Origin of the sequence: Rhodococcus pyridinivorans, from assembly GCF_900105195.1 — a bacterium.
GTDB lineage: Bacteria > Actinomycetota > Actinomycetes > Mycobacteriales > Mycobacteriaceae > Rhodococcus > Rhodococcus pyridinivorans.
Window position 1 is genome coordinate 2,161,413 of sequence record NZ_FNRX01000002.1, and the last position, 25,761, is coordinate 2,187,173.

Genomic DNA, 25,761 nt, shown 5'->3' on the forward strand with positions numbered 1-25,761 from the left:
CCCGACCTGCACCCACCACGGGCGCAGGTCACCGACCTGCCCGCCACCGTCTCGCGCATGTCCGAACCGCAGATCCCCGATCGCGTCCGCCGCCCGGCCGCGCGCCTCGTGCGCAGGTCCGCCGAGGCGCCGGTGGCCCGCGAGTGGCCCGACGACGTGTGCGTGCTGTTCGACGACGCCCCGCCCTCTCTCCGCTGGCGGCCGTGGCAGGTCCTCGGCGGTCCCGGCACGGGCAAGACGTCCCTGCTGGTCGACCTCGCGGTCCACCGCATCGCCTCCGGCGCCGATCCCGAGTCGGTGCTCATCCTCACGCATTCGCGGCGGGCCGCCACCGCCGTGCGCGAGGCGATCACGGCCGGTCTGATCGCGCTCGGCGACGGCGCAGTGCCCCGCGCCACACGCGAGCCGCTCGTCCGTACCGTCCACTCCTACGCCTTCGCGGTGCTGCGGTTGCAGGCCTCGGCGCACGGCAATCCGCCGCCCCGTCTGATCACCGGCGCCGAACAGGACGCCGTGCTGCGCGAACTGCTGCGCGGCGACATCGATGACGGCGCCGGGATGTGGCCCGAGCGGTTGCGTCCGGCACTGGGCATGACGGGCTTCGCCGTCGAACTGCGCGACCTGATGTTGCGCGCCAACGAGCGCGGTCTCGGCCCGGAGGATCTGGTCGCGCTCGGGGAGCGCCGCAATCGGCCCGAATGGGTCGCGGCCGGGCGTTTCGCGGAGCGCTACGAGCAGGTGATGCTGCTTCGCGGTGCCGTCGGTCTCGAAGCTCCGGAGGCCACCGCTCCGGCACTCGACGCGGCCGAACTCGTCGGCGCGGCGCTCGCGGCGTTCGCGACCGATCCCGATCTGCTGGCCGCCGAGCGCGGCCGCATCCGCCACCTGCTCGTCGACGACGCCCAGCATCTCGACCCGCAGGCCGCCGACCTGGTCCGCGTGATCGGTACCGGCACCCGCACGAGCACGATCGCCGGCGACCCCGATCAGGCCGTCTTCGGCTTCCGCGGCGCCGACACCTCCTTCCTCGAGAGCCTCGGCGAGGCCGACGGATCGCGCCGCATCGTGTTGGGTGTCAACCATCGTGCCGCTCCCGAGGTGGCGTCCCTCGCCGACGGGATCACCCGCAGACTGCCGGGCCTGCCGCCGCACCGGGGTATGGCCGGGCACCGCGTCGAGGAGGGCGATCCGGGGCAGGTCCGCGTGGCGGTGTGCTCGTCGCAGGCCAAGGAGGCGGCACTGGTCGCCGACACCCTGCGCCGGTCCCATCTCGTCGACGGTGTGCCGTGGTCGCGCATGGCGATCGTTGTCCGGTCCGTGCCGCGGGTACTCGCGCCGCTGCGTCGCGCGCTGCTCGCGGCGGGCGTCCCGATGACGACCGCCGCCTCCGAACTCCCGCTGGCCCGCCAGCACAGCGTCGCGGGACTGCTGCTCGTGCTGCGCGCGGTATCCGACAGTGGCTTCGGCGGGGACGAAGCACTTGCCCTGCTGTCCGGGCCCATCGGCGGTGCCGAACCGGTCGCGCTGCGGAGACTGCGGCGTGGTCTGCGGCGGGTCGAGCTAGCATCGGGCAACGACCGCGACTCCGCCGAACTGCTGCGCATCCTGCTCACCGAGGGCGACGACACCGCCGGGAACTCGCATCTGATCCGCGGGCTGACCGACGTCGAGGCCGCACCGCTGAGGAAGGTGCTCGGTGTGCTGCGCAAGGCCCGCTCGGCGGCGCTGCGCGGGGGCGGTCTCGAGGACGTGCTGTGGGAGGCATGGCAGGCCACCGGACTCGAACGGCGATGGGCCGCCGCGTCGGCCTGGGGTGGGCCGATCGGGGCGCAGGCCGACCGCGATCTCGACGGCGTCGTCGCTCTGTTCGACGCCGCCGCCGACTACGTCGACCGTCTGCCCCGCGCACACATCGCCGGGTTCGTCGACTATCTCACCGAGCAGGAGATCCCTGCGACGGCTCGCACCCGTGTCGCCGCCGAATCCGAAGCGGTCACGGTCGTCAGCGCGCACTCCGCCGCCGGTCGCGAATGGGACGTCGTGGTGGTCGCCGGTGTCCAGGAAGGGCTGTGGCCGAGCCTGCGCGCCCGCGGCACCCTGCTCGGCATCGAGGCCCTGATCGACGCGGTCTCCGGTGCCGACGGCGGCGACGAGGCCGGTGCGCGGCTTTCCCGCACCGCACCGCTGCTCGCCGAGGAGCGACGCCTGTTCCTCGTGGCGTGCAGTCGCGCCCGCACCCACCTTCTGGTGACCGCCGTCGATTCGGTGAGCGGCGACAGCGAACTGGTCCGGTCCCGTTTCGTCGACGAACTGCGCGGTGTCGGCACCGACGACCTCGACGCGCCCGACGACCTCCTGGCCGAACCGGTGCCCGACGAGGTCCGCACCCGCGTGCTGGCCCTGCCCGCCCTCGTCGCCGAACTGCGCAGCGTGGTCTGCGATCCCGAGATCGCCGAGACCGAACCCGAACGACAGCAGCGAGCCGCCCAGCAACTCGCGCGGCTCGCGCGCGCCGGGGTGCGCGGCGCCCACCCCGACGACTGGTACGGCACGGCCGATCCCAGCACCGCCGACCCGCTGTGGGATCCCGACGACGACGCGGTGCGATTGTCGCCGTCCACGGTCGAACAGCTCACGACGTGTCCGCTGCGGTGGATGTTCGAGCGCCACGGCGGTTCCGACGGCGAGAACAGCCATGCCGTCACCGGCACGCTGGTACATACCCTCGTCCAGGCGCTCGCCGGGCGGATCCCTCCCGACCGCATCGACCAGGCCCTCGAGAAGGCATGGGACTCGGTCGATCTGGGTGCCGAATGGTATGCCCGCCGCGAGCTCGAACGCACCCGCCGCATGCTCGACACCTTCTCGACGTGGCTGCAGGGCACACGCGGAGAGCTCACCGAGATCGGCGTCGAGATCAAGGTCGACGGCATCCTCGAACCCGATTCCGACGACAAGCCCCGCGTGCGGCTCCGTGGTCGCATCGACCGGCTCGAACGCGACGCCGAGGGCCGCCCGGTCGTCATCGACGTCAAGACCGCGAAGAACCCGGTGTCGAAGGACGCCGCGCGCGATCATGCCCAGCTCGCCGCCTACCAGGTGGCCGCGGCGGCCGGCGCGATCGAGGGCGAACCGGCATCGGAGCCCGGTGGCGCGCGCCTGGTCTTCGTGGCGAAGCCGCACAACAAGGAAGGCGCGACGCAGCGCGTGCAGCTGCCCCTCGACGAGGACGGTCTCGCGCAGTGGCGGGAGATCATCCACGACGCGGCGGCCGCGACCCGCGGCCCCCGCTTCGTTGCGAGGGTCAACGACGGGTGCCGGCACTGCCCGGTGCTGTCGAGCTGCCCGGCACACGACGAAGGCAGACAGGTGACAGGGGAATGAGTGCACCACGGGTGAGCGCGAAGCGCCTGGCGGAGGCACTGGGACAGTTGCCGCCGACGACCGAGCAGGCCGCCGTCATCGAGGCCCCGCCCGGCCCGATGCTGGTCGTCGCCGGGGCCGGTGCCGGCAAGACCGAGACGATGGCCGCGCGGGTGGTGTGGCTCGTCGCCAACGGTCTCGTCGAACCCGAGCAGGTGCTGGGCCTGACCTTCACGCGTAAGGCCGCGCAGCAGCTCACGGCCCGCATCCGGGCGCGCCTGGCCAAGCTCGCCGGATCGGCGCTCCTGCGCGACCTCGATCCGAGCGGCGGGTTGCGCGCACGGATCCTCGGCAGCGAACCCGAGGTGAGCACATACCACGCATACGCCGGTCGCCTGCTCACCGAGCACGGTCTGCTGCTGCCCATCGAACCGTCGGCGACGCTGCTGTCCGAGACCGAGCTGTGGCAGGTCGCGCACCGCGTGGTCAGCTCGTGGGACGGCGAACTCGACACCGACCGCAATCCCGCATCGGTGACCGAGGCCGTTCTCGCCCTGTCCGGCCAGCTCTCCGAGCACCTCGTCGAGCCGGATCTGCTGCGCGACGCCCACGTCGAACTCGAACAGCTGGTGCACACCCTCCCGCCCGGCCCGGGGCAGCGCGGAGCACCGTCGAAGACGCTGCTCGGATACCTCGAGACGCAGCACGCGCGGTTGCAGTTGCTTCCGCTCGTCGAACGGCTGTCCGAGACACTGCGCCGCGAAGGTGCTCTCGACTTCGGGAGCCAGATGTCGCTCGCCGCGCGGGTCGCCCGCGATCACCGCGAGGTGGGAGCCGGGGAGCGGGAACGATTCCGGGCTGTGCTGCTCGACGAGTACCAGGACACCGGGCACGCCCAGCGCGTGTTACTCGCCGCCCTGTTCGGCGGTGGCGCCGATCCCGGTCTCGCGGTCACCGCGGTCGGCGATCCCATGCAGTCCATCTACGGCTGGCGCGGCGCGTCGGCCGCCAACCTGCCGCGGTTCGCGACCGACTTCCCGGCGGCCGACGGCGAGCCGGCACCCACCCGCGAACTGCTCACCAGCTGGCGCAATCCGCCGCAGGCCCTCGAACTGGCGAACGTCTCGTCCGAACCTCTGCGCGATCGCGGGGTGTCGGTCAGCCGGTTGCGTCCCCGCCCCGACGCGGCCGCCGGCGACGTCCGCCTCGCGTTGCACTCCGACGTCGCGGTGGAACGCGACTGGGTCGCCGACCGGATCGCCGACGAGTACGCCGCCGCCCGCGAGGCCGGACGCACACCGCCGACCGCTGCGGTCCTCGTCCGGCGCAACGCCGACGCCGCTCCGATCGCCGAGGCGCTGCGCGCCCGCGACCTTCCGGTCGAGGTCGTCGGCATCGGCGGGTTGCTGCACACGCCCGAAGTCGCCGACGTGCTCGCGATGTTGCGCCTGGCGGCGGATCCGCTGGCCGGGAGCGCAGCTGTGCGGGTGCTCACCGGCGCCCGCTGGCAGCTCGGTGCCGCCGACCTGAAGGCACTGTGGGAGCGCGCCCAGGAACTGGCCATCGCGGGACGCTGGGGTGTCGCCGGGGCGGTGACCGATCCCGACGCGCTCGAGGACGCCCTCGATTCGGCGCTGCCCGGTGAATATGCCGACCAGGCCGGTCTCGCTGATGCGATCTCCGATCCCGGCGACAGCAGCCGCTATTCGAAGTTCGGCTACGCGCGCATCGTCGCGCTCGGTCGCGAGCTGACCTCCCTGCGCGAGCGGCTCGGCCAGCCGCTCACCGAACTCGTCGCCGAGGTCGAGCGTGTGCTCGGTATCGGCATCGAGACCGAGGCCCGCGTGGGCCGCCGACGCGGTGTCGCCGGCCGCGAGCATCTCGACGCCTTCGCCTCGGTCGTCGCGTCCTACGCGGGGCGGACCAACGCGACCCTGCCCGGTTTGCTGTCCTATCTCGCGGCGGCGGAGGAGATCGAGCAGGGGCTCGCGCCCGGTGAGGTGGAAGTCGACCCCGACCGCGTGCAGGTCCTCACCGTCCACTCCGCGAAAGGCCTCGAATGGGAGGTCGTCGCCGTCCCACATGTCGCTGCCGGGGTCTTCCCATCCTCCACCGCCGCCGCGACCTGGCTCGGTTCGACGACCGAACTTCCCCCGCACTTGCGGGGCGACCGGGTGCTGCCCGCCGACGATCCGGGCAGCACCGACGGTGTGCCCGTGCTCGAGCTCGACGACCTCTCCGATCGCAAGATGCTCGAGCGGGCCATCGACTCCCACAAGGACGCGCTCAAGCGCCGCAAGCTCGACGAGGACCGTCGGCTGTTCTACGTCGCTCTCACCCGCACCGAACGAACACTGTTCGTCTCCGCCCACCACTGGGCAGACACCGGATCCGAACCGAAGGGACCCTCGCAGTTCCTCGAGGAACTGCACGAGATCGTCACGGCCCGGCCCGAACTCGGTGCGATCGACCACTGGGCTCCGGAACCCGAACCGGAGGAGGAGAACCCGCTCACGGCCTCACCGCGCAGCGCACTGTGGCCGCGCGACCCGCTCGGTGCCCGGCGCACCGAGGTCGAACGCGGCGCGGCACTGGTCCTCTCCGAGTTCGACCGGACCGACCTCCCGACCGAATACGACGACGATCCCGATGAGTGGGCCACCGACGTCGATGCGCTCCTGGCCGAACGCGAACAGCGCGCCGAGCAGAGCGCCGAGGTGGTGCTGCCCGCACAGCTGTCAGTCAGCCAACTCGTCGATCTCGCCACCGATCCCGACGCCCTCGCCGCGCGTCTGCGTCGTCCGTTGCCGTTCCGGCCCAATCCGCTCGCGCGTCGCGGCACTGCCTTCCACGCGTGGCTCGAGCGCAGATTCGGCGCGACGCGCCTGCTCGACCTCGACGAGCTTCCCGGTGCCGACGACGAGGACGGCGACGATTCGCACTTCGACCGGCTCCAGGAGGCATTCCTGCGGTCGAAGTGGGCGTCGCGCAACCCCGTCGAGGTCGAGGTGCCGTTCGAAACGGCCCTGGGCGGCACCGTGATCCGCGGACGTATCGACGCCGTCTTCGAGGATCCGGACGGCGGTTGGACGGTCATCGACTGGAAGACCGGCGCCGAACCGGAAGGCGAGAAGCTCGCCGCGGTGGGTGTGCAGCTCGCCGCCTACCGGCTCGCCTGGGCCCAGTTGATGGCAGCGCGGACCGAGCGGCTCACCGGCCGACCGGCCGAACTGCCGCTGCACAAGGTCCGAGCGGCCTTCCACTACGTCCGCACCGGACGCACCGTCGCGCCCGAGGAACTGCCGAATGCGGCGATGCTCGAACGCCTCGTGCTCGAGGCGGGGAATCTGCGAGGGCGTGCCGACGGCGAGTGACGCAACCTCAGGGGCGCTGCCCGATACCGGTGGCCACTTCGTGTGCCCGGCGTCCGGCGGTATCGGGTGCAAGGGGAGCGGTGGGCATCCCGGCTCCCTCCCGCAGTCCCGACAGGAATTCCTCGAGGATCTCGGGCGGCGAATACTGCGGTTCCCAGCCCAGTTCTGTGCGGGCGCGCGTGCTGTCGAGCAATGGAAGTTGCAGCACGGTGTCGAGCAGGCCGGGGGAGGCCGGAACGAGATGTGCGTGCCAGGCCGCCCGCACGGCCTTGCGGAGTGCTGCACGCGGTACGGGGATCTTCCTGGCGGAGAACATCTCTGCCAGGAACGCGCCGTCCACGGGCGGTTCCGTGGCGAGGTTGAACGCGCCGCGGACGGGCCGGACGGTCGCACGGACGAAGGCGTCGGCCACGTCGCTCGTGTGCAGTACCTGGGCACGCAGATCCTCGACCAGCGGCATCACGGGGAGCAGTCCGCTGCGCAGCAGGTTTCCCGGGAGCAGGGGGCCGACGAACAGGCGTCGCTGTGAGGTCGCCGATTCGCGCTTGAAGAGGAAGTAGGGCCGCATCCGTACGATGCGCATCTCCGGCGCCCGCAGTTCGAGGGTGTCGAGAAAACGTTCCAGGTACGACTTCTCGCGGGGATAGGCGGCACCCGGCCACCCATGTTGTGGGCCAGTCCTCGGTGACGCGATCCGTCGAGCGTCCGGGCGAATAGGCCGCGACGGACGACGAGTAGATCAGCGCGGGAACCTTCTCCGCGGCAGCCGCCTCGAAGACAGAGATCGCGCCGAGCACATTGTTCTCCCAGGTCACCTCCGGGCGGTGCGTGGGTTGGAACAGCCAGGGCAGGTGGATCACCGCGTCCGCGCCCCGCACGATGGGGCGGAAGTCGTCGGTGGTGGTGTCGGCGACCGTGAAGGTCGCCTTGGGGGACGTCCATTCCGTCGGTCGTCGCGCGACGCCGGCGATCTCGGCGACGTCGGGTTCGCGTCCGAGCGCCTCGACGATCCCGGTTCCCAGATTTCCGGTCGCGCCGACGACGACCACCTTCAGACCACGTGCGGTGTCCATACCGACGCATACCCGCTCGCTGTGACCTCACTCACCGCGTGTGGTCAGCTCAGCGGGAGGATGTGCGGCGGACCTTCAGTGCCTCGGTGACGAGCGGGACCTGCAGCGGGAGCCGGGCGAGCGACACCGCCTTGGCGGCGGGGGAGAGCTTCGGGCTGCGCAGCCACGTCACGGCCATCTGCACGTTGGCGGGGAAGACCGCCAGGAACAGCGCCGCGGCCAGGGAACCGCCGAGGCGCCGGGTGCGGGGCACGGCGAGCGCGCCGGCGACGGCGATCTCCGCGACCCCCGAGGCGTAGGTGTAGGTGCGGGCATCACCCGGCAGGGCGCGGGGCACCATGCCGTCGAACGGTTCCGGTCGCACGAAATGCAGGACCCCCACGCCGAGAAGTAGACCTGCCAGCCGGATCGCAGAGCGCTGCGACGCTTTCGTGGACATGCGTGCCACACTAGCGCGCGGCGGTACGCTGCGATCCGGTATCGGGCGCAGTTCGTTCGGTACCGCGACGACCGAGGGTGGCCACCAGTGGAGGCCGACAGCAGGAAGGTGGGACACCGCGATGCCCGGGAGGTTGCGTGCGCGGTTCAGCCGCTCCGATCAGCTCACCGAGCGCCCCGACTTCGCGCTCGTCGGTGTGCTGCGCGTACCCCAGGAACAGACGAGTCCCGGACTCGCGATCGCGCGTCGCATCGGCTACGCGTTCGCGGCGCTGTTCCTCGCGGTCGTCGTGGTCTACCTCGATCGCGATGGCTACCGCGACGCCCAGGGCGACGAACTGTCGCTGCTGGACTGCGTCTACTACGCCACGGTCTCGCTCTCGACCACCGGCTACGGCGACATCACCCCGTTCACACCCGAAGCGCGCCTGATCAACATCTTGCTGATCACCCCGCTCCGGGTGTTCTTCCTCATCGTGCTCGTCGGTACCACTCTGTCGGCACTGACCGAGAGTTCCCGGCAAGCATTCAAGATCCAGCGTTGGAGGCGCCGCGTGCGTAATCACACCGTCGTCATCGGTTACGGCACCAAGGGCCGTACCGCAGTCGACGCGATGCTCGGCGACGGGGTACCCCCGTCCGAGATCGTCGTGGTCGACACCGATCCGGTGGTTCTCGAGTCCGCGGCCGGCCAGGGCCTCGTGACGGTCCAGGGTTCGGCGACGAAGTCCGATGTGCTCCGGCTCGCCGGGGTGCAGCACGCGTCGGCGGTGATCGTCGCCGCGAACCGCGACGACACCGCGGTGCTCGTGACCCTCAGCGCCCGCGAGATCGCCCCGCGCGCGAAGATCGTCGCCGCCATCCGCGAGTCGGAGAACACCCACCTGCTGCGTCAGTCCGGTGCCGACTCGGTGGTCATCTCGTCGGAGACGGCGGGGCGACTGCTCGGCATCGCCACGACCACGCCGAACGTTGTCGAGATGATCGAGGACCTGCTCACCCCGGAAGCCGGGTTCGCCATCACCGAACGCGATGTCGACCCCAGCGAGGTCGGGGGATCCCCGCGGCATCTCAAGGACATCGTGCTCGCCGTCGTCCGCGACGGGCGGATGTGGCGGATCGGTTCGCCCGAGGTCGACGCGCTCGAAGCGAACGACAAACTGCTCTACATCCGGCTGGTGGGTTCGTCGCCGGGCGCCATGCGTGGCTAGGGTGCTGATGTGACCGGTTTCGCTTTGTCGGGTACCCCGCTGCTCTCACGTACCGTCGTCGACCGGGCGGAGGAACTGCGTTCGGACGAGGACGCCCTGCGCGCCGGCTGGGCCGGTGCGAAACTCCTGCGGGTCGATCGTCGCAACCAGGTCCGTGTCTCCGACAACGCGCTCGTGCTCGGTGAGGCGTCCGAGCTCGGTCCCGAACCGGTCGAGGGCGCGATCTTCCTGGGTATCCGCGACGGACACCACGTCTGGGCGTCTCGCGTCCTGGCGCAGACGGGCACGGTGGCCGATCTGCGGCGCATCGGCGAGCGTCTCGACGATGCCGACGCCGATCTGATGGTCAGCGCGGTCGCGTTGCTGAACTGGCACGACAACGCCGGCTACAGCGCGGTCGACGGCTCGCCCACCCGTCCGACGATGTCCGGCTGGTCGCGGATCAGCACCGAGACCGGACACCAGGAGTTCCCTCGCACCGACCCGGCGATCATCTGCCTCGTACACGACGGACACGACCGGGTGCTGCTCGCCCGGCAACCGGTGTGGCCCGAGCGGCGATTCTCCGTTCTCGCAGGCTTCGTCGAAGCCGGTGAGTCGCTCGAATCGTGCGTGGTGCGGGAGATCCGTGAAGAGGTCGGTGTCGAGGTGCGCGACGTGCGGTATCTCGGCAGTCAGCCCTGGCCGTTCCCTCGATCGCTCATGCTCGGATTCGCGGCGATCGCCGATCCCGAGCAGGCGCTGGACTTCCGCGACGGGGAGATCACCGAGGCGCGGTGGTTCACTCGTGACGAGGTCCGCGCGGCGCTGGCGACTGGCGACTGGGCGTCCGCCGAGGACGCCCCGCTGTTGTTGCCCGGTTCGATCTCCATAGCGCGCGGGATGCTCGAGGGCTGGGCCAAGGAGTAGCAGTCCGTGCGGTAGAGGGCACTGCGGTAGAGGGCACTGCGGTAGAGGGCACAGGATCGAGTCGGGCCCGGACACGGGAGAGGCCGGCCGCGACGAACGCGACCGGCCTTACCGGAAGAGCGGGAGCTACAGACCCAGAGCGCGCTGGACCTCGGCGAGCGACGGGTTGGTCGCGGTGCTGCCGTCGGCGAACTTGACGGTGGGCACCACGTGGTTGCCGTTGTTGACGCTGCCGACGAACTCCGCGGCGGCCGGATCCGACTCGATGTCGATCTCGGCGTATGGGATGCCGTTCTGGTCGAGCTGGGTCTTCAGCCGCCTGCAGTAACCGCACCAGGTGGTGGAGTAGACGGTGAGGGCGGGTGCGTCGGTGGGCGTCATGTCTTCGAGAACATCACAGCCGCCGAACATGTTCCGCGACGGGGTGAGCTGTGGTCCTCACCACACCAGATGATCTCACCGGTGGGCTGCGCTGTCGGCGGTCGCTGTCATGATGGAGGCCATGTGTGCGGATGTGGTGGACGGTCTCGACCCCGAGCAGGCAGCAGCGGTGCTCGCCCCACGCGGGCCGGTCTGCGTGCTCGCCGGCGCCGGTACCGGCAAGACCCGCACGATCACCCGCCGCATCGCCCATCTCGTCTCGGCCGGTCACGTCTCCGCGAGCCAAGTCCTCGCCGTCACCTTCACCGCCCGCGCGGCAGGGGAGATGCGTTCCCGCCTACGCGCCCTGGGCATCGGTGGCGACGGTACGCAGGTGCAGGCCCGCACCTTCCACGCCGCTGCGCTGCGGCAGCTGCGGTACTTCTGGCCGCAGGTGGTCGGCGACACACCCTGGCAACTGCTCGATCGCAAGTTCGCGGCGGTCTCGCAGGCGGCGCACCGGTGCGGCTTCCCGACCGACACCGACACCGTGCGCGACTTGCTGTCCGAGATCGAATGGTCCAAGGGCACGCTCGTCGCGCCCGAGGACTATCCCGCCGCGGCCGCCCGCGCCCACCGCACCCCACCGGCCGATCCCGAGCGGGTCGCGCGTGTCTACGAGACGTACGAGCAGCTCAAGACCCGGTCGGGCGACGGGATGTATCTCGACTTCGACGACCTGCTGCTGCACACCGCCGCGGCCCTCGAGGACAACCTCGCGGTGGCCGAGGAGTTCCGCGACCGCTACCGCTGCTTCGTCGTCGACGAGTACCAGGACGTCACGCCGCTGCAGCAGCGCGTGCTCGACGCGTGGCTCGGCGCGCGCGACGACCTCACGGTGGTCGGCGACGCCAACCAGACCATCTACTCGTTCACGGGCGCCACCCCGAAGCACCTGCTCGACTTCTCCCGCCGGTTCCCCGACGCCACGGTCGTGCGCCTCGAACGCGACTACCGCTCCACGCCGGAGGTGGTCGACCTCGCCAACCGCGTGATCGGTGCGGCGCGGGGCCGCATCGCCGGCACCCGGCTCAAGCTCATCGGTCAGCGTCCGTCCGGGCCGGAGCCCACCTTCGCCGAGTTCGACGACGAACCCGCCGAAGCGCAGGCGGTCGCCAAGGCCGTCGCGAAGCTGATGGGCAAGGGGGTCCCGGCGGCCGAGATCGCGGTGCTCTACCGCATCAACGCCCAGTCCGAGGCCTACGAGCAGGCGTTCACGCAGGCGGGTATCCCGTACCAGGTGCGCGGCGGTGAAGGTTTCTTCAACCGCGCGGAGGTCCGGCAGGCGGTCAACGCCCTGCGTCAGGTGGGTACGCGCGACGACCTGCCGGAGGATGCCGGTCGCGGTGCCGGGCTGCGCAGCCTCGTCCGGGCCACCTTGGTGCCGCTGGGCCTGACCGACACCGAACCGGTGGGTGCGCAGGCACGCGAGCGCTGGGCGTCGCTCGTCGCGCTCGTGCAGCTCACCGAGGAACTGCTCGAGCACGAACCCGATCTCGATCTGCAGGGTCTGTTGCGCGATCTCGCGGCCCGTGCCGAGGCGCGCCAGCCACCGACGGTCCAGGGCGTCACCCTCGCGTCGCTGCATGCGGCGAAGGGCCTCGAATGGGACGCCGTCTTCCTCGTCGGACTCACCGACGGCACCCTGCCGATCACTCATGTCACCGGCGACAAGGACACACCGCCCGACGAGGCCGGCATCGAGGAGGAACGGCGGCTGCTCTATGTCGGTGTCACCCGAGCCCGTGTGCACCTGCAACTGTCGTGGGCGTTGTCCCGCACGGCGGGCGGACGTCGGTCGCGGCGACGCTCTCGATTCCTTCACGGGCTCATCCCCGACAGTTCACCCGCGTCGAAGATCGCCGAACCGTCCTCCCCGCGGAAGAAGCGCCCGCAATGCCGCGTCTGTGGCAAGCCGCTCATGGGCACCACCTCGACCATGCTCGGCCGCTGCGAGGGTTGCCCATCCGATCTCGACGAGAATCTGCTGGTCGCGCTCAAGGAATGGCGCCGGGCGCGTTCGAAGGAGATGAAGGTTCCGGCCTACGTCGTCTTCAGCGACAACACCCTCGTCGCGATCGCCGAACAGCAGCCGCGCGACGATCGTGCGCTGGTCGCCATCCCGGGGATCGGGGCGAAGAAGCTCGAGCAGTACGGTGCCGACGTGCTCGCCCTCGTGCGGGGGGAGCGCACCGTCGACACCCTCGACCTCTGACGACTACCCGACCGTGTTCATTCGGCGCACAGGCAGAAGTAGTGCCCGGCCGGTCGCGGAACACCCGGAAGGTGCTTTTGTTCGAGCCGTCGTCGGCGCGCAACGCATCGAGCCCGAGGACGAGGCGTTCGGCCTCGTCGAGGTCGGGCAGGAGTCTCGTGGTCGCGAGGGACATGCCCTCCGACTTTGGTGCGGGGACGAAGAACGCGGCACGAAACCGCAGGTAGAAAATAACTTGTGCCGATCGTGCTCACGAATCTAGTCTGGATGACGATGTCACGGGAGACGGCCCGTGCGCGACGAGAAAGTGAGGTGGCCCCGATGCTCGGTTTCGATGCTTTTGCAGCGGCAGCGGCCCCTCGTGTCGCTGGGGCCGCCGCTACCACTCGCACCGCCACATCTGTGGCACCCGCAGTGGCAGCCGCGCCGCGTGCACGCCGACGTGTGCACGCCGCCGCCGTCTCGTCCGTGGTCGGAAGTCGATCGGGAACTGTTTCCCGGTAGACCTTTCGTCTCCTCCAGGCCACGGACCCCGCCCAGCGGACCGTGGCCTTTCTCGTTCTCCGGCCGGGTTCGCATCGCATTCCACCGAACCAACGAAGGAGCTCACGTGCCGAGCGAATACCCGTCGAGCCTGCCGAACCGAACGGAAGGAGACGAGATGCGTACCGACATCCTGTCGCGCAGCGACACTTTCGCGGTCTCCCGCGCCGACCGCGACACCCTGCCGTGCCACGACAACGACCCCGACCTCTGGTTCGCTGAGACCCCGGCCGATCTCGAGTACGCCAAGACGCTGTGTGCGGGCTGCCCGGTGCGTGCCCAGTGTCTCGACGCCGCTCTCGAGCGGGAGGAACCCTGGGGCGTGTGGGGCGGGGAGATCATCGACCGTGGTGTCGTCGTGGCCCGCAAGCGGCCGCGGGGCCGGCCGCGGAAGAATCCGCTACCCGAACCCCGCAAGGAACTGGTCTGTGCGTGAATACGGTTGCCCGGCTTTGTCACTCCTCGACGAAGCCGGGTAGCCATTCACTGAGGATGCGCATGTACGGTGCCTCGGCGTCGAGCTGAGCGCAGATGCCGACCGAGCCGAGCAGCACCCGGAACACACTCACGTACTCGGGCGGAAGATTCAGCGTCCGAGCCGTCTTGAAGGTCGAACTCGAGAAGTCCGTGGCCGTGCCCGCCACCCGCTGCAGCCATGTGCGGGTGAAGTGGAACGACTCGGTGTGGATCGGGTCGGTGAACGGCCGGAGGTAGTCGGCGATCTCCTCGTCGGTGACCGTGCGGCCGGGCAGGACGAACTTGTTGTCGTAGAGCAGCCGGGTGAGTTCGTCGAAACGTTCCTCGAGGGCGAGTCGGACCATCCGTCCGAGCACCGGCGGGAAGCCGTCGGGCATCGACGCCGTGGCCCCGAAGTCGATGACTCCGAGACGGCCGTCGTCGAGAAGCATGAAATTGCCCGGATGCGGGTCGCTGTGGAGCAGACCGGCGCGCGCGGGCGAACAGAAGTGGAACTCCGCGAGCAGCGCACCGGCCCGGTTGCGCTGCTCCCGCGTGCCACCGCTGATGATCACAGACAGCGGAGTGGCCGAAAGCCATTCGGTCACGACGACTTTCGGGGCGCTCGCGACGACACGCGGGATCACGAACTTCTCGTCGCCGGCGAAGGCCTTCGCGAAGGCTCGCTGGTTGTCGGCCTCGATCCGGTAGTCGAGCTCTTCCTCGGTGCGTGCGGACAACTCGTCGAGCAGCGCACGCACATCGGCACCCGGCATCATCGTGGCGAACAATCCGGCGAACCGGGACAGCGTGCGCATGTCGGCGCGCAGAGCCTCGTCGGCGCCCGGGTACTGGACCTTCACCGCGACCTCGCGTCCGTCCGACCACACGGCCCGGTGCACCTGGCCGATACTGGCCGACGCGACGGGCACGTCGTCGAACGACTCGAAGCGCTCACGCCACTTCGTGCCGAGTTGCTGGTCGAGCACGCGGTGCACGGCTTGGGCGGGCAGTGGAGGGGCCTCCGCCTGCAGTTTGGTGAGCGCCTCCCGATACGGCTCGGCGAACTCCTCCGGGACGGCGGCTTCCATCACGCTCAGGGCCTGGCCGAACTTCATGGCGCCGCCCTTGAGTTCGCCCAACACACTGAACAACTGTTCGGCGGCCTTCGCCGTCATCTCGGCGTCGATCTCCTCCCGATCTCCACCGGCGAGTCGACGGCCGAAACCGACAGCGGCGCGCCCGGCGATTCCCAGAGGAATGCTCGCGAGCTTGGCAGTGCGGGACGAGCTTCTGCGAGGGATGTCTGGCACGCCCCCCATCATGCCTGACCGACCCGAGCGATGGCCGAGCAGTCGCACCGGGGGTGACGGAACCATCGGCGCGTGACGATGCGGTGGGTTCGCAGGTCCAGTTCGAGTGTGCGGTCGACCGCCGGGGTCACGGACGGATCTGCGGAGAGGAACGCCTCGATCTGGCCGACGGCCATCGCCGCGGTCGCCGACGTCACCGCCCTGCCGGCGTGGCCCTGCCGCCCGTACAGCTGACTCGCCAGTCGCGGCCAGGACGGATCGAGATCGGCCCGCACGAGATCGGCGCAGCGCAGACAACTGCTCCGGCCGGGGAGTACGAACGGGCCGACGATGCCGCGTCCGTCCCTGATCCGCACCGCGAGATGGGGGACACCGGCCCGCACGAGCATGTTCACGAGATGGGGGTCGGGCACCTGCCCGTCGGCGAGGACGACACAGTCGGCCGGGTCCTGCAGTTCGTCACCGGACGACGAGCGCACCCACCGCACATCCCATACCGGGAGATCCTCGACGATCGCCGAAGCGAGCGGACCCGAGCCGTGGACCCGCACCCGCCGCGGTCGCGCCGGACCGGGCGACGCGGGGACCTGCCGGACCGCACCCGTCGCGGTGAGCTCATCGAGCACCTGCCGGACCCGTCCGGACGGAAGCCCGCGCTCGGCTGCGACGTCCAGCACCTCGTCGAGGGTGAGCCGGCCGTCGAGCAGTCGGACGAGAACGCCGAGGTCGAAGCTGTCCATGCCCTGGGGTGGCAGGACGACGGTCGCGGTGCCGGGACCCCAGCCGAGCTGGAGCGAGCCGTCGGACCGCTCGAGCACGGCCAGTTCCGGATCGACCCGGAGAACCGCAGCCTCGGCCGGCGCGGGATTCGTGGTCGTCTCGCGCGATGCGGTGATCATGGAGACAGACTGACAGTATCCGCGCCCGTGGACGGCTCACGAGGAGCAGTTTGTCCACAGGCGCGGGTGCCTCTATCGGGTCGTTCTAGGAGGTGCTGTCGTCCCCGGGCCGGTCCTCGCCGGATCCGTCCTCGGCCGCGCGATCCCGTTCGGCCTGCTCACGTTCCATGGTCGCCTGAAGCTGGGCGATCGGATCCTCGAAGGCTCCGGTGCCACCGCCGATCACACGATCGACGAAGGCCGTCGGGTTGTCGAGATCCGACGAGTCCGGCAGCAGGTCGGGATGCGCCCACACATGGTCGCGGGCCTCGGTGCCGGCGTCGGTGGTGAGGCGTCGCCACAGCGCAGCGGCCTCGCGCACCTTCCGGGGCCGGAGCTCGAGGCCGACGAGCGTAGCGAAGGTCTGCTCGGCCGGTCCGCCCGTGGCGCGGCGACGGCGCAGGGTCTCGGTGAGGGCCGAGGCACCCGGGAGCCGCTCGCCGAGCGCGTCGGCGACGACCGTCTCGACCCAGCCCTCGACGAGCGCGAGCATCGTCTCGAGTCGTTCGAGTGCGGCCTTCTGCTCCGGGGTGGTCTGGGGTTCGAACGCGCCCTGCTTGAGGATTTCCTCGAGCTTGGACGGGTCGGTGAGTGCCGACGGGTCGAGTCCCTGGGCGAGATCCTCGATCGACGACATGTCCATGCGGATGCCGCGTGCGTACTCCTCGACGGTCGCCAGCATCCGCTGACGCAGCCACGGCACGTGGCTGTAGAGGCGCTGGTGGGCGGCCTCGCGTGCGGCGAGGAAGACGAGCACCTCCTGAGCGGGCTGCTCGAGTCCTTCACCGAAGCTCTCGACCGCGGCCGGCAGGAGAGCGGCGGTGCCCTCCGGGCCGAGGGGGAGACCGATGTCGGTGGAGGTGAGCACTTCCTTCGACAACTGGCCGAGGGCCTGGCCGAGCTGGGAGCCGAAAGCAACCCCACCCATCTGCGAGAACATCCCGAGCATGAGCCCGGCCATCGCACGGGCCTCCTCGGGCAGACCGTTCAGCATCATGCCGTTGACCTGCTCGGCGATCGGATCGCACAGGCGCTTCCACGTCTCGAGCGTGTTGTCGAGCCAGTCGACGGGCGTCCACGCCACGACCTTCGACGCACCCGCGGGCAGCGTGGTGGCCGCGTCGAGCCACAGTTCCGCGAGGCGCGCAGCGTCCGTCACGGCGTCGACGGTACGGGACGAGACCGGGTCGACGGACCCGATCTGCTGACGTGCGAGCTTCGTCGCGATGTCGTAGTTGACCGGACCCGAGCCGCCGCCGGAACCCATGGCGCTGCCCATACCGGCGAGCATCTGGCCGAACTGGCTGAGCATCTGACCGAACTGCGCGGGATCGAAGCCCTGACCGCCGAACGGGTTGTCGCCCCCACCGCTGCCGGGGAGTCCGAATCCGAAGGGCATGCCGCCACCGGCTCCGCCGCTACCGGAACCCTCGTCCTTCCTACGGTCGGGGTCGTCGTCGGGATTCGAGAATCCGAAGGGCGTGTCGCTCATGTATCCAACGGTACAAGGCGTCCAGGGCGGGGACCGGCGTCGTGGTCACGCTCATGGCGAACACGACACGGTCGTGGTGTGAAGGGGGTGGTCGGGCGACCGTTACCCTGGCCGGGTGAATCGTCGCTACGTCCTGCCGCTCGCGCTCGTGCTCCCGATCCTCGTCATTGTGGTCGTGGCGTTCAACGTCCGGGCGCCGTACGTGGCGCTCGGCCCCGGCCCCGTCTTCGACACGCTCGGGGAGATCGAGGGCACCCCGGTCGTCGCGCTCGAGGGGATCGAGGCGGACGAGACCGAGGGCAGTCTGTTCATGACGACCGTCGGGGTCACCGACAATCTCACCCTCGCGCAGACCTTCACCGCCTGGATCAGCGGGCGCTACGGCGTGGCGCCGCGCGAGCAGGTCTACCCGCCCGACCGCAGCAAGGACGAGGTCCAGGCCGTCGACCAGGCGCAGTTCGCCCAGTCGGAGCGGTCCGCCGAACTCGCCGCCCTGCACTATCTCGACCTGCCGGTGACCCTGCGGATCGCCGAGGTGGGCCAGGACGCCCCTGCCGCCGGGTTGCTCGAGGCGGGCGACCGGATCGTCGCCGTCGGCGGCGAGGAGATGCGCACGGCCGGCCAGGTCCAGCGCGCGGTCGGCGACGTGCCGCCCGGTGAGTCGGTGGACGTCACCGTCCGGCGCGGCGATGCCGAGGAGTCGTTCGACGTTCCCGTCGGTCCCCGGCCCGGCGATCCGGACAAGGGCTTCCTGGGCATCGCCACCGAGGAGGTTCCCGAGGTGCCCTTCGAGGTCACCTTCAACCTCGCCGACATCGGCGGACCGTCCGCCGGCCTGATGTTCAGTCTGGCCGTGGTGGACAAGCTCAGCCCGGGCCTGCTCAACGGCGGTCTGGACGTCGCCGGTACCGGCACCATCGACTCGGACGGGATGGTCGGTCCGATCGGCGGGATCACCCACAAGCTCACCGCGGCGTCGGAGGACGGCGCGACCGTCTTCCTGGTGCCCGCCGAGAACTGCGCGGAGGCGCAGAGCGGCGCCCCCGAGGGTGTGCAGCTCGTGAAGGTCGAGACGCTCGAGGGTGCGATCGACGCGCTGGCAGCGATCGCGGACGGGCGCGACGCGCCCGCCTGCAGCTGATCCCGCCCGTCGGCAGCCGATCCCGCGCGCCGCACGGGGGCCGGCAGTGCGGTGATCGCCGTCTCAGTAGTCGTCGTCGCTCGCCTCGAGGGTCGCGTACAACGCGGCCACGACGTGCGGGGCGAGGTTGTCGTAGGTCCGCAGTTCAGTGCCCGCGAACGGATCGTCGTCGTCGAGGGGGCGCAACTGAAGGAGCGAGAGTGACGGCCCGTCGCGCAGGACCGCGGAGATGAGGCGGGCGGCGCGTCGTTCCGGGTGACTGTGCGCTGCGAGCCGGGCCGCCTCGTCTGCCGCGTGGGCGTCGGCGAGCAATGGCGTGAAGGCGTCGTCGAGTTCGTTCTCGGCGCTCGGCGGCAGCACGACCACCTCCTGCACGAGAGCGCACCCGGCAACCGATCCGGGCCAGGTGGTCGTGGCGAGGAACTCCTCGAGTGCGGGACTGCCGCCCTCGACGTCGTCGGGGAAAGATTCCTGCGCGATCGGGGTGTACTCGTGTCCCTCGTCGAGCTGGTCGGCGAGGGCGGGTTCGGCGGCTGCGAGAAGCACGGTCGGGACGAGCGCGAACATGACGGGAGGGCGGTCCCAACCCTCCACATCCGCGAAATCGATGATCTCGTGGACGGCGCGCGCGAGTCCTTGTTCGGAAGGTACGGGAAGACGTTGGTTCACCGGCCTATCCTGGCACCCGTACGCGGGTGTGCGCTGCCGGACCTGCGTCGTGCGACCCCCTGTACGAGGATTCCGTAGAGTGGGGCGAAACGGTCACTCCGTGAGAACGAGGCGTGCTCGCACGCTTTCGTCGAGCGCGAGATGTACAGATGCGGTGCGATCGCGCCGCCGGACGAGTTGGGAGCGTGGCACGTGGGCATGAGGCCCCCGACCGGAGTACCTACATTGTCGAAGCGGAGCAGAGTTCTGCTGATCCTGGCAGTGGTGGCCGCAGTGCTGCTCCTGCTCGGACCACGGTTGGTGGACACCTACACCAACTGGCTCTGGTTCGGCGAGGTCGACTTCCGGGACGTATACGTCAAGGTTCTCCTGACGCGGATCGCACTGTTCCTGGCGGTCGGGTTGTTCATCGGCGGTGTCGTCTGGCTGGCGATGCTGCTCGCCTACCGGTCGCGCCCGGTCTTCGTGCCGACCACCGGACCCAACGATCCGGTGGCGCGCTACCGCACCACCGTGATGACGCGCATGCGCGCCTTCGGGATCGGTATCCCGGTCGTGCTCGGTGTGCTCTCCGGTCTGGTCGCCCAGGCCGGCTGGGTCACCGTCCAGATGTTCTTCAACGGCGGCGACTTCGGCACCACCGATCCGCAGTTCGGTCTCGACGTCGGCTTCTACGCCTTCGACCTGCCGTTCTACCGCTTCCTGCTCAACTGGTTCTTCGTCGCGATCGTGCTCGGGTTCATCGCGAACCTCGTCACCCACTACATCTTCGGCGGCATCCGCCTCGCCGGTCGCGGGGGAAGCATGTCGACGGCCTCGCGTGTGCAGCTCGCGGTCCTCGCCGGCCTGTTCGTCGCGTTCAAGGCGTTCGCCTACTGGCTCGATCGGTACGAACTGCTGTGGAGCAGCCGCAAGGAACCCACCTTCACCGGCGGTGGCTTCACCGACATCAATGCGGTGTTGCCGGCCAAACTCATCCTGCTCGCGATCGCCGTCATCTGCGCGATCGCGTTCTTCGCCGCGATCTTCCTGCGCGACCTGCGGATCCCCGCGCTCGCGACGGCGCTGCTCGTGCTCTCGTCGATCCTCGTCGGCGCGGTGTACCCGCTCATGGTCGAGCAGTTCTCGGTGCGCCCGAACGCTGCCGACAAGGAGAGCGAGTACATCGAGCGCAACATCGCCGCGACCCGCGAGGCGTACGGCATCACCGACGACAAGGTGGCGTACGAGGACTACCCGGGGGTGGGCACCACCTCGCCCGAGAACATCCCGGCCGACATCACCACGATCGCGAACGCCCGCCTGCTCGACCCGAACGTGCTTCCCCGCACGTTCACGCAGCAGACGCAGCTGAAGAACTTCTACGGCTACCCCGAGTCGCTCGACATCGACCGGTACGAGCTCGACGGTCGTATGGAGGACTACATCGTCGCGGCGCGTGAGCTCTCGCCGACGAGCCTGACCGGCAACCAGACCGACTGGATCAACCGCCACACCGTGTACACGCACGGCAACGGTCTCGTCGCGGCGCCCGCCAACCGCGTGAACGCCGCCGCGAGTGCCTCGGCGGAGGAGGCCGCCAACAGCAACAGCGGCTATCCCGTCTACTTCGTCAGCGACCTGGCGTCGCTCGCTGCGGAGAACCAGGTCATCCCCGTCGAGCAGCCCCGCATCTACTACGGCGAGGTCATCGCCGAGGCCGATCCGGACTACGCGATCGTCGGCAACAGCGCCGACTCGTCCGGTCCGCGCGAGTACGACACCGACACCGAAAAGTACACCTACACCGGCTCGGGCGGCGTCGACATCGGCAACTGGTTCAACCGGCTCGCCTTCGCCGCGAAGTACGGCGAACGCAACATCCTGTTCTCGAGCGCCATCGGCAGCGACTCGAAGATCCTGTTCAACCGCGACCCGCGTGAGCGCGTGACGAAGGTCGCGCCGTGGCTGACGGCCGACGGCGACGCCTACCCGGCCGCGATCGACGGCCGCATCAAGTGGGTCGTCGACGCGTACACCACGCTCGACTACTACCCGTACGCGCAGCGCGCGTCGCTCGAGGGCCTCGTCGAGGACAGCATCGACCAGAACACCGGCCGGTTGCTGCCCCGCAAGGAGGTCTCGTACATCCGCAACTCGGTGAAGGCGACGGTCGATGCCTACGACGGCACGGTGACGCTCTACCAGGTCGACGATGAGGACCCGGTCCTGAAGGCGTGGATGGGTGTCTTCCCTGATGCGGTGACCCCGCAGGACCAGATCTCCGACGAGCTGCGGGCGCACTTCCGGTACCCGGAGGATCTGTTCAAGGTGCAGCGCGAGATGCTCGCCAAGTACCACGTCGACGACCCGCGCGAGTTCTTCACGAACAATGCGTTCTGGTCGGTGCCAGCGGACCCGACGGTCGACACCAGCGCGAACCAGCCGCCCTACTACCTGCTCATGGGCGATCGCGAGACGGCGGATCCCCGGTTCCGTCTGACCTCGGCGATGGTGGGTTACAACCGGCAGTTCCTGTCGGCGTACATCTCGGTCGAATCCGATCCGGAGAACTACGGGAAGTTCACGATCCTGCAGTTGCCGACGGATACGCAGACCTTCGGTCCGGAGCAGACGCAGAACGCGATGATCTCCGACACCCGAGTGGCTTCGGAACGGACCCTGCTCGAACGGTCCAACCGGATCCAATACGGCAACCTGCTCACCCTGCCCATCGCGGACGGCGGCATCCTGTACGTCCAGCCGATGTACACCGAGCGCAACGCGACGGCGGGTAGCACGTCGACCTTCCCGCAGCTGTCGCGCGTGCTCGTCAGCTACCGGGAGCCGGGTGCCAGCGGTGGCGTCCGGATCGGTTACGCACCGACTCTCGCCGGTGCGCTCGACCAGGTGTTCGGTCCCGGCGTCGGCGACGCGGCCACCGCTCCCGGTGGCGAGGCGCTGCCCACCGCCGAGGTGGAGGACGAGACGCGGGGCGAGGTGATCGAGGGCACCACGGACGAGAACCAGCCTTCCGATCAGCAGCAACAGCAGCCCACCTCGCCGGCGCCGACGACTCCCGCGAATCGCGATGCCGCGGTCGCGGAGCTCGATTCGGCACTCGCGGAGTTGGCCAACGCGCAGACCAGCGGCGATTTCGAAGCCTACGGACGGGCGCTGCGGCGGGTGCAGCAGGCCGTCGATGCCTACGAATCCACTGGCGGCTGAATCCACCGGCGGCTGATCCGGTAACGGAAACCGACACGACGAAGGCCCGCGGTTCGCACCGCGGGCCTTCGTCGTGTTCGCAGAGACGGTCTGCGTCAGCGACCGGCCAGCGTGATATCGACGATCTGCGCGAACTCGGCGCCGAAGCCGTACTGCTGGGCGAGCTGGTTCGCGGTATCGACGGCCTGGGTGACCTCGGCCGGCAACTCGGGGGCGGCCGGAGCCGCGGGTGCCGGAGCCTCGGGTGCCGGTGCGGGCGCCTCGGGTGCGGCGGGAGCCGGCGCGGATTCGGTTGTCAGGTACTGACCGCAGACGGGCCACGCGCCGGGGCCCTGCGTCTGCAGGACGTTCTCGGCGACACGGATCTGCTCCGCCTTCGAGGCTTGGTCCGCGCGGCCGCTGCCGCCGTTGGCCTCCCAGGTGCTCTGCGAGAATTGCAGGCCGCCGTAGTAGCCGTTGCCGGTGTTGATGGCCCAGTTGCCACCGCTCTCGCACTGGGCGACGCCGTCCCAGTTGTGCTGGGCGGCGGACGCGGTGCCGGTGGCGAGCGCGAACGGAACCGCGGCGAGTGCACCGGTGACGACGGCAGTGCGGAATGCACGCGTGCTGAAGTTGGTCATTCTGTGGAGTCCTTCCCGCGCTCGCGGAGCGCGACGGCCCTCGTCGATCTCGGTCGACGGAGAAATGTCTCCGTCCGGATCGGGGACCACGTCGGTTGCGTCCCTGCCCCTCGGGTCTTCGTAGGCACCGGATCCCGCGGGGCAGACTGGCGGCGACGGGCCGGTGGTGGCTCGGCTGTTTCGAGCCGGGACCGACAGTACAAAGCGCTCCGCGGCCCGTCATCCCCCGCCGGGAGAGGTGTTTGTCCACCTGATGGGATGGGACGATTGAGTCTTCGCAGCTCAGGAAGGTGATAACGGGGGTCGATGCAAGATCGTTACACCTCCGTTATGTGGCGATAGTCATGGTGGAAATGTGAACCGAGACACCTCGGGGTTGCGATTTCGGTTGTCGTCGAGGCCCATCCGCGTCCGACGAGGCGATTTGCATTCCGTTTCCGTGCTCGTGTAGGTTCATTCATGCAACGCGGGGTGGAGCAGCTCGGTAGCTCGCTGGGCTCATAACCCAGAGGTCGCAGGTTCAAATCCTGTCCCCGCTACCACCACGAAGGCCGGTCGTCTCGGACGACCGGCCTTCGTTCGTTCGAGGGGGTCACCCCCGAGCGGTGGTGTACCCCTTCTCGGGATCCTCGGGCAGATCCATCTCCACCAGCACCCGGCGCAGCAGCTTCCCGGTGGCGTTGCGCGGCAGCTCGTCGAGGAAAACCACCTCGCGCGGAACCTTGTACCGGGCGAGATTCGACTTCACGAACGCCTTGATGTCCTCGGCGTTGCGGGAGGAGTCGGGGGAGGGAACCACGAAGGCTCGCAGCCGCTGCCCGAACTCGGGATCGGGGACACCCACCACGGCGGCGTCGAGTATGTCCTCCCGCTCGGCGAGCAGGTTCTCGACCTCGAGCGGATAGACGTTCTCGCCGCCGGAGACGATCATGTCGTCGTCGCGACCGTTGACGAAGAGCAGGCCGTTCTCGTCCCAGTGCCCGATGTCGCCGATCGACAGCAACCCGTCGATGCGTTCCTTGTCGCGACCGTCGGTGTAGCCGGCGAAGGACAGGCCGCTCGAGACGAAGATGCGGCCGGGGACGTGCGGCTCGGTGATGCGGTTGCCGTCGTCGTCGAACAGCACCACCCGACACGTCACGGGAGGGCGACCGGCCGTGCCGGGGGCCTGCCGGATGTCGTCGGGGGTCGCGACCGTCGCGACGGCGCATTCGGTGGAGCCGTACAGGTTGTAGAGCACGTGTCCGAACGCCTCCGTCGTCCGGCGACACACGTCGGGCGAGAGCGACGAACCCGCGGAGAAGACGATCTTCAGGCTCGAGGTGTCGTACTCGGCGATCTTCTCCGGTCCGAGGTCGAGGATCCGCTGCAGCATCGTCGGGACCACCACCAGCACGATCGCTCCGTGCTGCTCGACGAGGCCCAAGGTGTCGACGGGGGAGAAGCGCCGCATCATCACCACGGTCTGACCCAGTGCGAGGGCGAGCGCGAACTGGGAGACGCCGGTGCCGTGGAAGGCCGGGGCGGCCATGAGCATCGTCTGCCCGGGGCGCAGCGGAACCCGATCGAGGAACTGGACCGACGCGAACGGTGACGTGCGGCCGCGCGGCGCGCCCTTCGGGGTGCCGGTGGTGCCGCTGGTGAGCAATACGAATCCACCGAAGACCTCCGGCGCGGGCAGGGACGAGCCGTCCAGCCCTTCGATCGACTGCTCCAGCGTCGGGATGCCGGGGACCTCGTCGTCCGCCCAGGAGACGTACCGGCGCACGTCGTCGGGGAGCGCGGCTGCGACCTCGGCGAATTCGCTGTCGAAGACGAACGTCGAGACCTGTTCGCGCGCTGCGACATCGACGAGTTGCCGCGGCGCGAAACCGGTGTTCATCATCACCAGTCGCACACCGAGCTTGGCGGTGGCGAGCATCGTCAACACGAGACCGCGGTGATTCCGGGCCATGATGCCCATGACCGATCCCGGCTCCACCCCGGCGCGTTGCCACGCACGCACGAGGGCATTGGAGCGGGCCTCGAGTTCCTTGTAGGTGACATCGCCGGCCTCGTCGATCAGGGCGACGGCGTCGAGACCGCGTTCGGCCTGTGCGTGCACGGCGCCGGCGAAGGGGCCGTACTTGTTGGCCGCCATGATCGTCCCGATGCTGTGGTCCACGCGCGGAAAGTGCAGCAGACCTGCGCGATGGAGTACCGCGAGTGATCCGATGGTGTCCTTGACCTGGCCGATCGTGTCGTCGAGCGTGATCCGCCCACTCGTGATCCTGCCGAGAATGTCCTGACCGAGCATCCGTCCCCCTAGCTGTGTGTCGGCGTCAGCACACACAGTAGCCGTGACGTAGCTCACATTCCAGGCAATCTTCCACGGATGAT

The 25,761-nt window shown here is 69.5% G+C and carries 16 protein-coding genes, 1 tRNA gene and 1 pseudogene; 9 read left to right on the forward strand and 9 right to left on the reverse strand.

Going from position 1 to position 25,761, the window contains the following annotated elements; genetic code table 11:
• The first annotated feature begins 57 nt into the window (after nt 1-57).
• Nucleotides 58-3,384, forward strand: a complete 3,327-nt coding sequence (locus BLV31_RS10400; RefSeq protein WP_064061593.1) for an ATP-dependent helicase — start codon at nt 58-60, stop codon at nt 3,382-3,384.
• On the forward strand, nt 3,381-6,737 hold the full coding sequence (locus tag BLV31_RS10405; protein WP_064061585.1) for an ATP-dependent helicase: 3,357 nt from the start codon (nt 3,381-3,383) through the stop codon (nt 6,735-6,737). The genes BLV31_RS10400 and BLV31_RS10405 overlap by 4 nt, the downstream gene beginning before the upstream one ends.
• Before the next feature lie 7 nt (nt 6,738-6,744).
• On the opposite strand, the pseudogene BLV31_RS10410 reads toward BLV31_RS10405, so the two are convergent.
• Nucleotides 6,745-7,810 (reverse strand): annotated as a pseudogene (locus BLV31_RS10410) (NAD-dependent epimerase/dehydratase family protein).
• A gap of 49 nt (nt 7,811-7,859) precedes the next feature.
• Nucleotides 7,860-8,249: a DoxX family protein gene (locus BLV31_RS10415; RefSeq protein WP_033097208.1), complete on the reverse strand. Its 390-nt coding sequence runs from the start codon at nt 8,247-8,249 to the stop codon at nt 7,860-7,862.
• Between the two features lie 121 nt (nt 8,250-8,370).
• Here BLV31_RS10415 and BLV31_RS10420 point away from each other — a divergent pair, with 121 nt between their 5' ends.
• Both BLV31_RS10420 and nudC read left to right on the forward strand, forming a co-directional pair.
• The gene (locus tag BLV31_RS10420) at nt 8,371-9,459 is read left to right on the forward strand and encodes a potassium channel family protein (RefSeq protein WP_006550264.1); all 1,089 of its coding nucleotides are present in this window, start codon (nt 8,371-8,373) and stop codon (nt 9,457-9,459) included.
• A gap of 9 nt (nt 9,460-9,468) precedes the next feature.
• On the forward strand, nt 9,469-10,368 hold the full coding sequence (nudC, locus tag BLV31_RS10425; protein WP_006550265.1) for an NAD(+) diphosphatase: 900 nt from the start codon (nt 9,469-9,471) through the stop codon (nt 10,366-10,368).
• Between the two features lie 126 nt (nt 10,369-10,494).
• Here the strand turns inward: nudC and BLV31_RS10430 are convergent, their stop codons facing one another.
• Entirely contained in the window at nt 10,495-10,749 is a 255-nt protein-coding gene (locus tag BLV31_RS10430) for a mycoredoxin (protein ID WP_024101470.1), read from the reverse strand.
• Nucleotides 10,750-10,861: 112 nt separating this feature from the next.
• Between BLV31_RS10430 and BLV31_RS10435 the strand changes: the two genes are divergently transcribed.
• Both BLV31_RS10435 and BLV31_RS10440 read left to right on the forward strand, forming a co-directional pair.
• On the forward strand, nt 10,862-13,003 hold the full coding sequence (locus BLV31_RS10435; protein ID WP_174556241.1) for an ATP-dependent DNA helicase UvrD2: 2,142 nt from the start codon (nt 10,862-10,864) through the stop codon (nt 13,001-13,003).
• 661 nt (nt 13,004-13,664) lie between these two features.
• Nucleotides 13,665-13,982 (forward strand): WhiB family transcriptional regulator, encoded by a 318-nt coding sequence (locus BLV31_RS10440; RefSeq protein WP_371850682.1) that lies wholly within the window; start codon nt 13,665-13,667, stop codon nt 13,980-13,982.
• 19 nt (nt 13,983-14,001) lie between these two features.
• On the opposite strand, the gene BLV31_RS10445 is transcribed toward BLV31_RS10440, so the two are convergent.
• The 3 genes from BLV31_RS10445 to BLV31_RS10455 all read right to left on the reverse strand — a co-directional run bounded on the left by BLV31_RS10445 (nt 14,002) and on the right by BLV31_RS10455 (nt 17,745).
• Nucleotides 14,002-15,327: an ABC1 kinase family protein gene (locus BLV31_RS10445; RefSeq protein WP_033097113.1), complete on the reverse strand. Its 1,326-nt coding sequence runs from the start codon at nt 15,325-15,327 to the stop codon at nt 14,002-14,004.
• Complete coding sequence (locus BLV31_RS10450) at nt 15,324-16,214, reverse strand: hypothetical protein (RefSeq protein WP_019288462.1); 891 nt, start codon at nt 16,212-16,214, stop codon at nt 15,324-15,326. The genes BLV31_RS10445 and BLV31_RS10450 overlap by 4 nt, the downstream gene beginning before the upstream one ends.
• Before the next feature lie 85 nt (nt 16,215-16,299).
• On the reverse strand, nt 16,300-17,745 hold the full coding sequence (locus tag BLV31_RS10455) for a zinc-dependent metalloprotease (protein ID WP_064061583.1): 1,446 nt from the start codon (nt 17,743-17,745) through the stop codon (nt 16,300-16,302).
• A gap of 115 nt (nt 17,746-17,860) precedes the next feature.
• Here BLV31_RS10455 and BLV31_RS10460 point away from each other — a divergent pair, with 115 nt between their 5' ends.
• On the forward strand, nt 17,861-18,886 hold the full coding sequence (locus BLV31_RS10460; protein ID WP_064061582.1) for a YlbL family protein: 1,026 nt from the start codon (nt 17,861-17,863) through the stop codon (nt 18,884-18,886).
• A gap of 63 nt (nt 18,887-18,949) precedes the next feature.
• Here the strand turns inward: BLV31_RS10460 and BLV31_RS10465 are convergent, their stop codons facing one another.
• Complete coding sequence (locus BLV31_RS10465; RefSeq protein ID WP_064061581.1) at nt 18,950-19,555, reverse strand: PPA1309 family protein; 606 nt, start codon at nt 19,553-19,555, stop codon at nt 18,950-18,952.
• 192 nt (nt 19,556-19,747) lie between these two features.
• On the opposite strand from BLV31_RS10465, the gene BLV31_RS10470 reads away from it, so the two are divergent.
• On the forward strand, nt 19,748-22,762 hold the full coding sequence (locus BLV31_RS10470) for a UPF0182 family protein (protein WP_174556232.1): 3,015 nt from the start codon (nt 19,748-19,750) through the stop codon (nt 22,760-22,762).
• Between the two features lie 95 nt (nt 22,763-22,857).
• Here BLV31_RS10470 and BLV31_RS10475 read toward each other — a convergent pair whose 3' ends face one another.
• Nucleotides 22,858-23,382: a transglycosylase family protein gene (locus BLV31_RS10475; RefSeq protein WP_006550275.1), complete on the reverse strand. Its 525-nt coding sequence runs from the start codon at nt 23,380-23,382 to the stop codon at nt 22,858-22,860.
• Between the two features lie 465 nt (nt 23,383-23,847).
• Between BLV31_RS10475 and BLV31_RS10480 the strand changes: the two genes are divergently transcribed.
• Nucleotides 23,848-23,924 (forward strand) — tRNA-Met (locus BLV31_RS10480).
• Nucleotides 23,925-23,974: 50 nt separating this feature from the next.
• Here BLV31_RS10480 and BLV31_RS10485 read toward each other — a convergent pair.
• The gene (locus BLV31_RS10485; protein WP_052040031.1) at nt 23,975-25,678 is read right to left on the reverse strand and encodes an acyl-CoA synthetase; all 1,704 of its coding nucleotides are present in this window, start codon (nt 25,676-25,678) and stop codon (nt 23,975-23,977) included.
• Nucleotides 25,679-25,761: the final 83 nt, after the last annotated feature.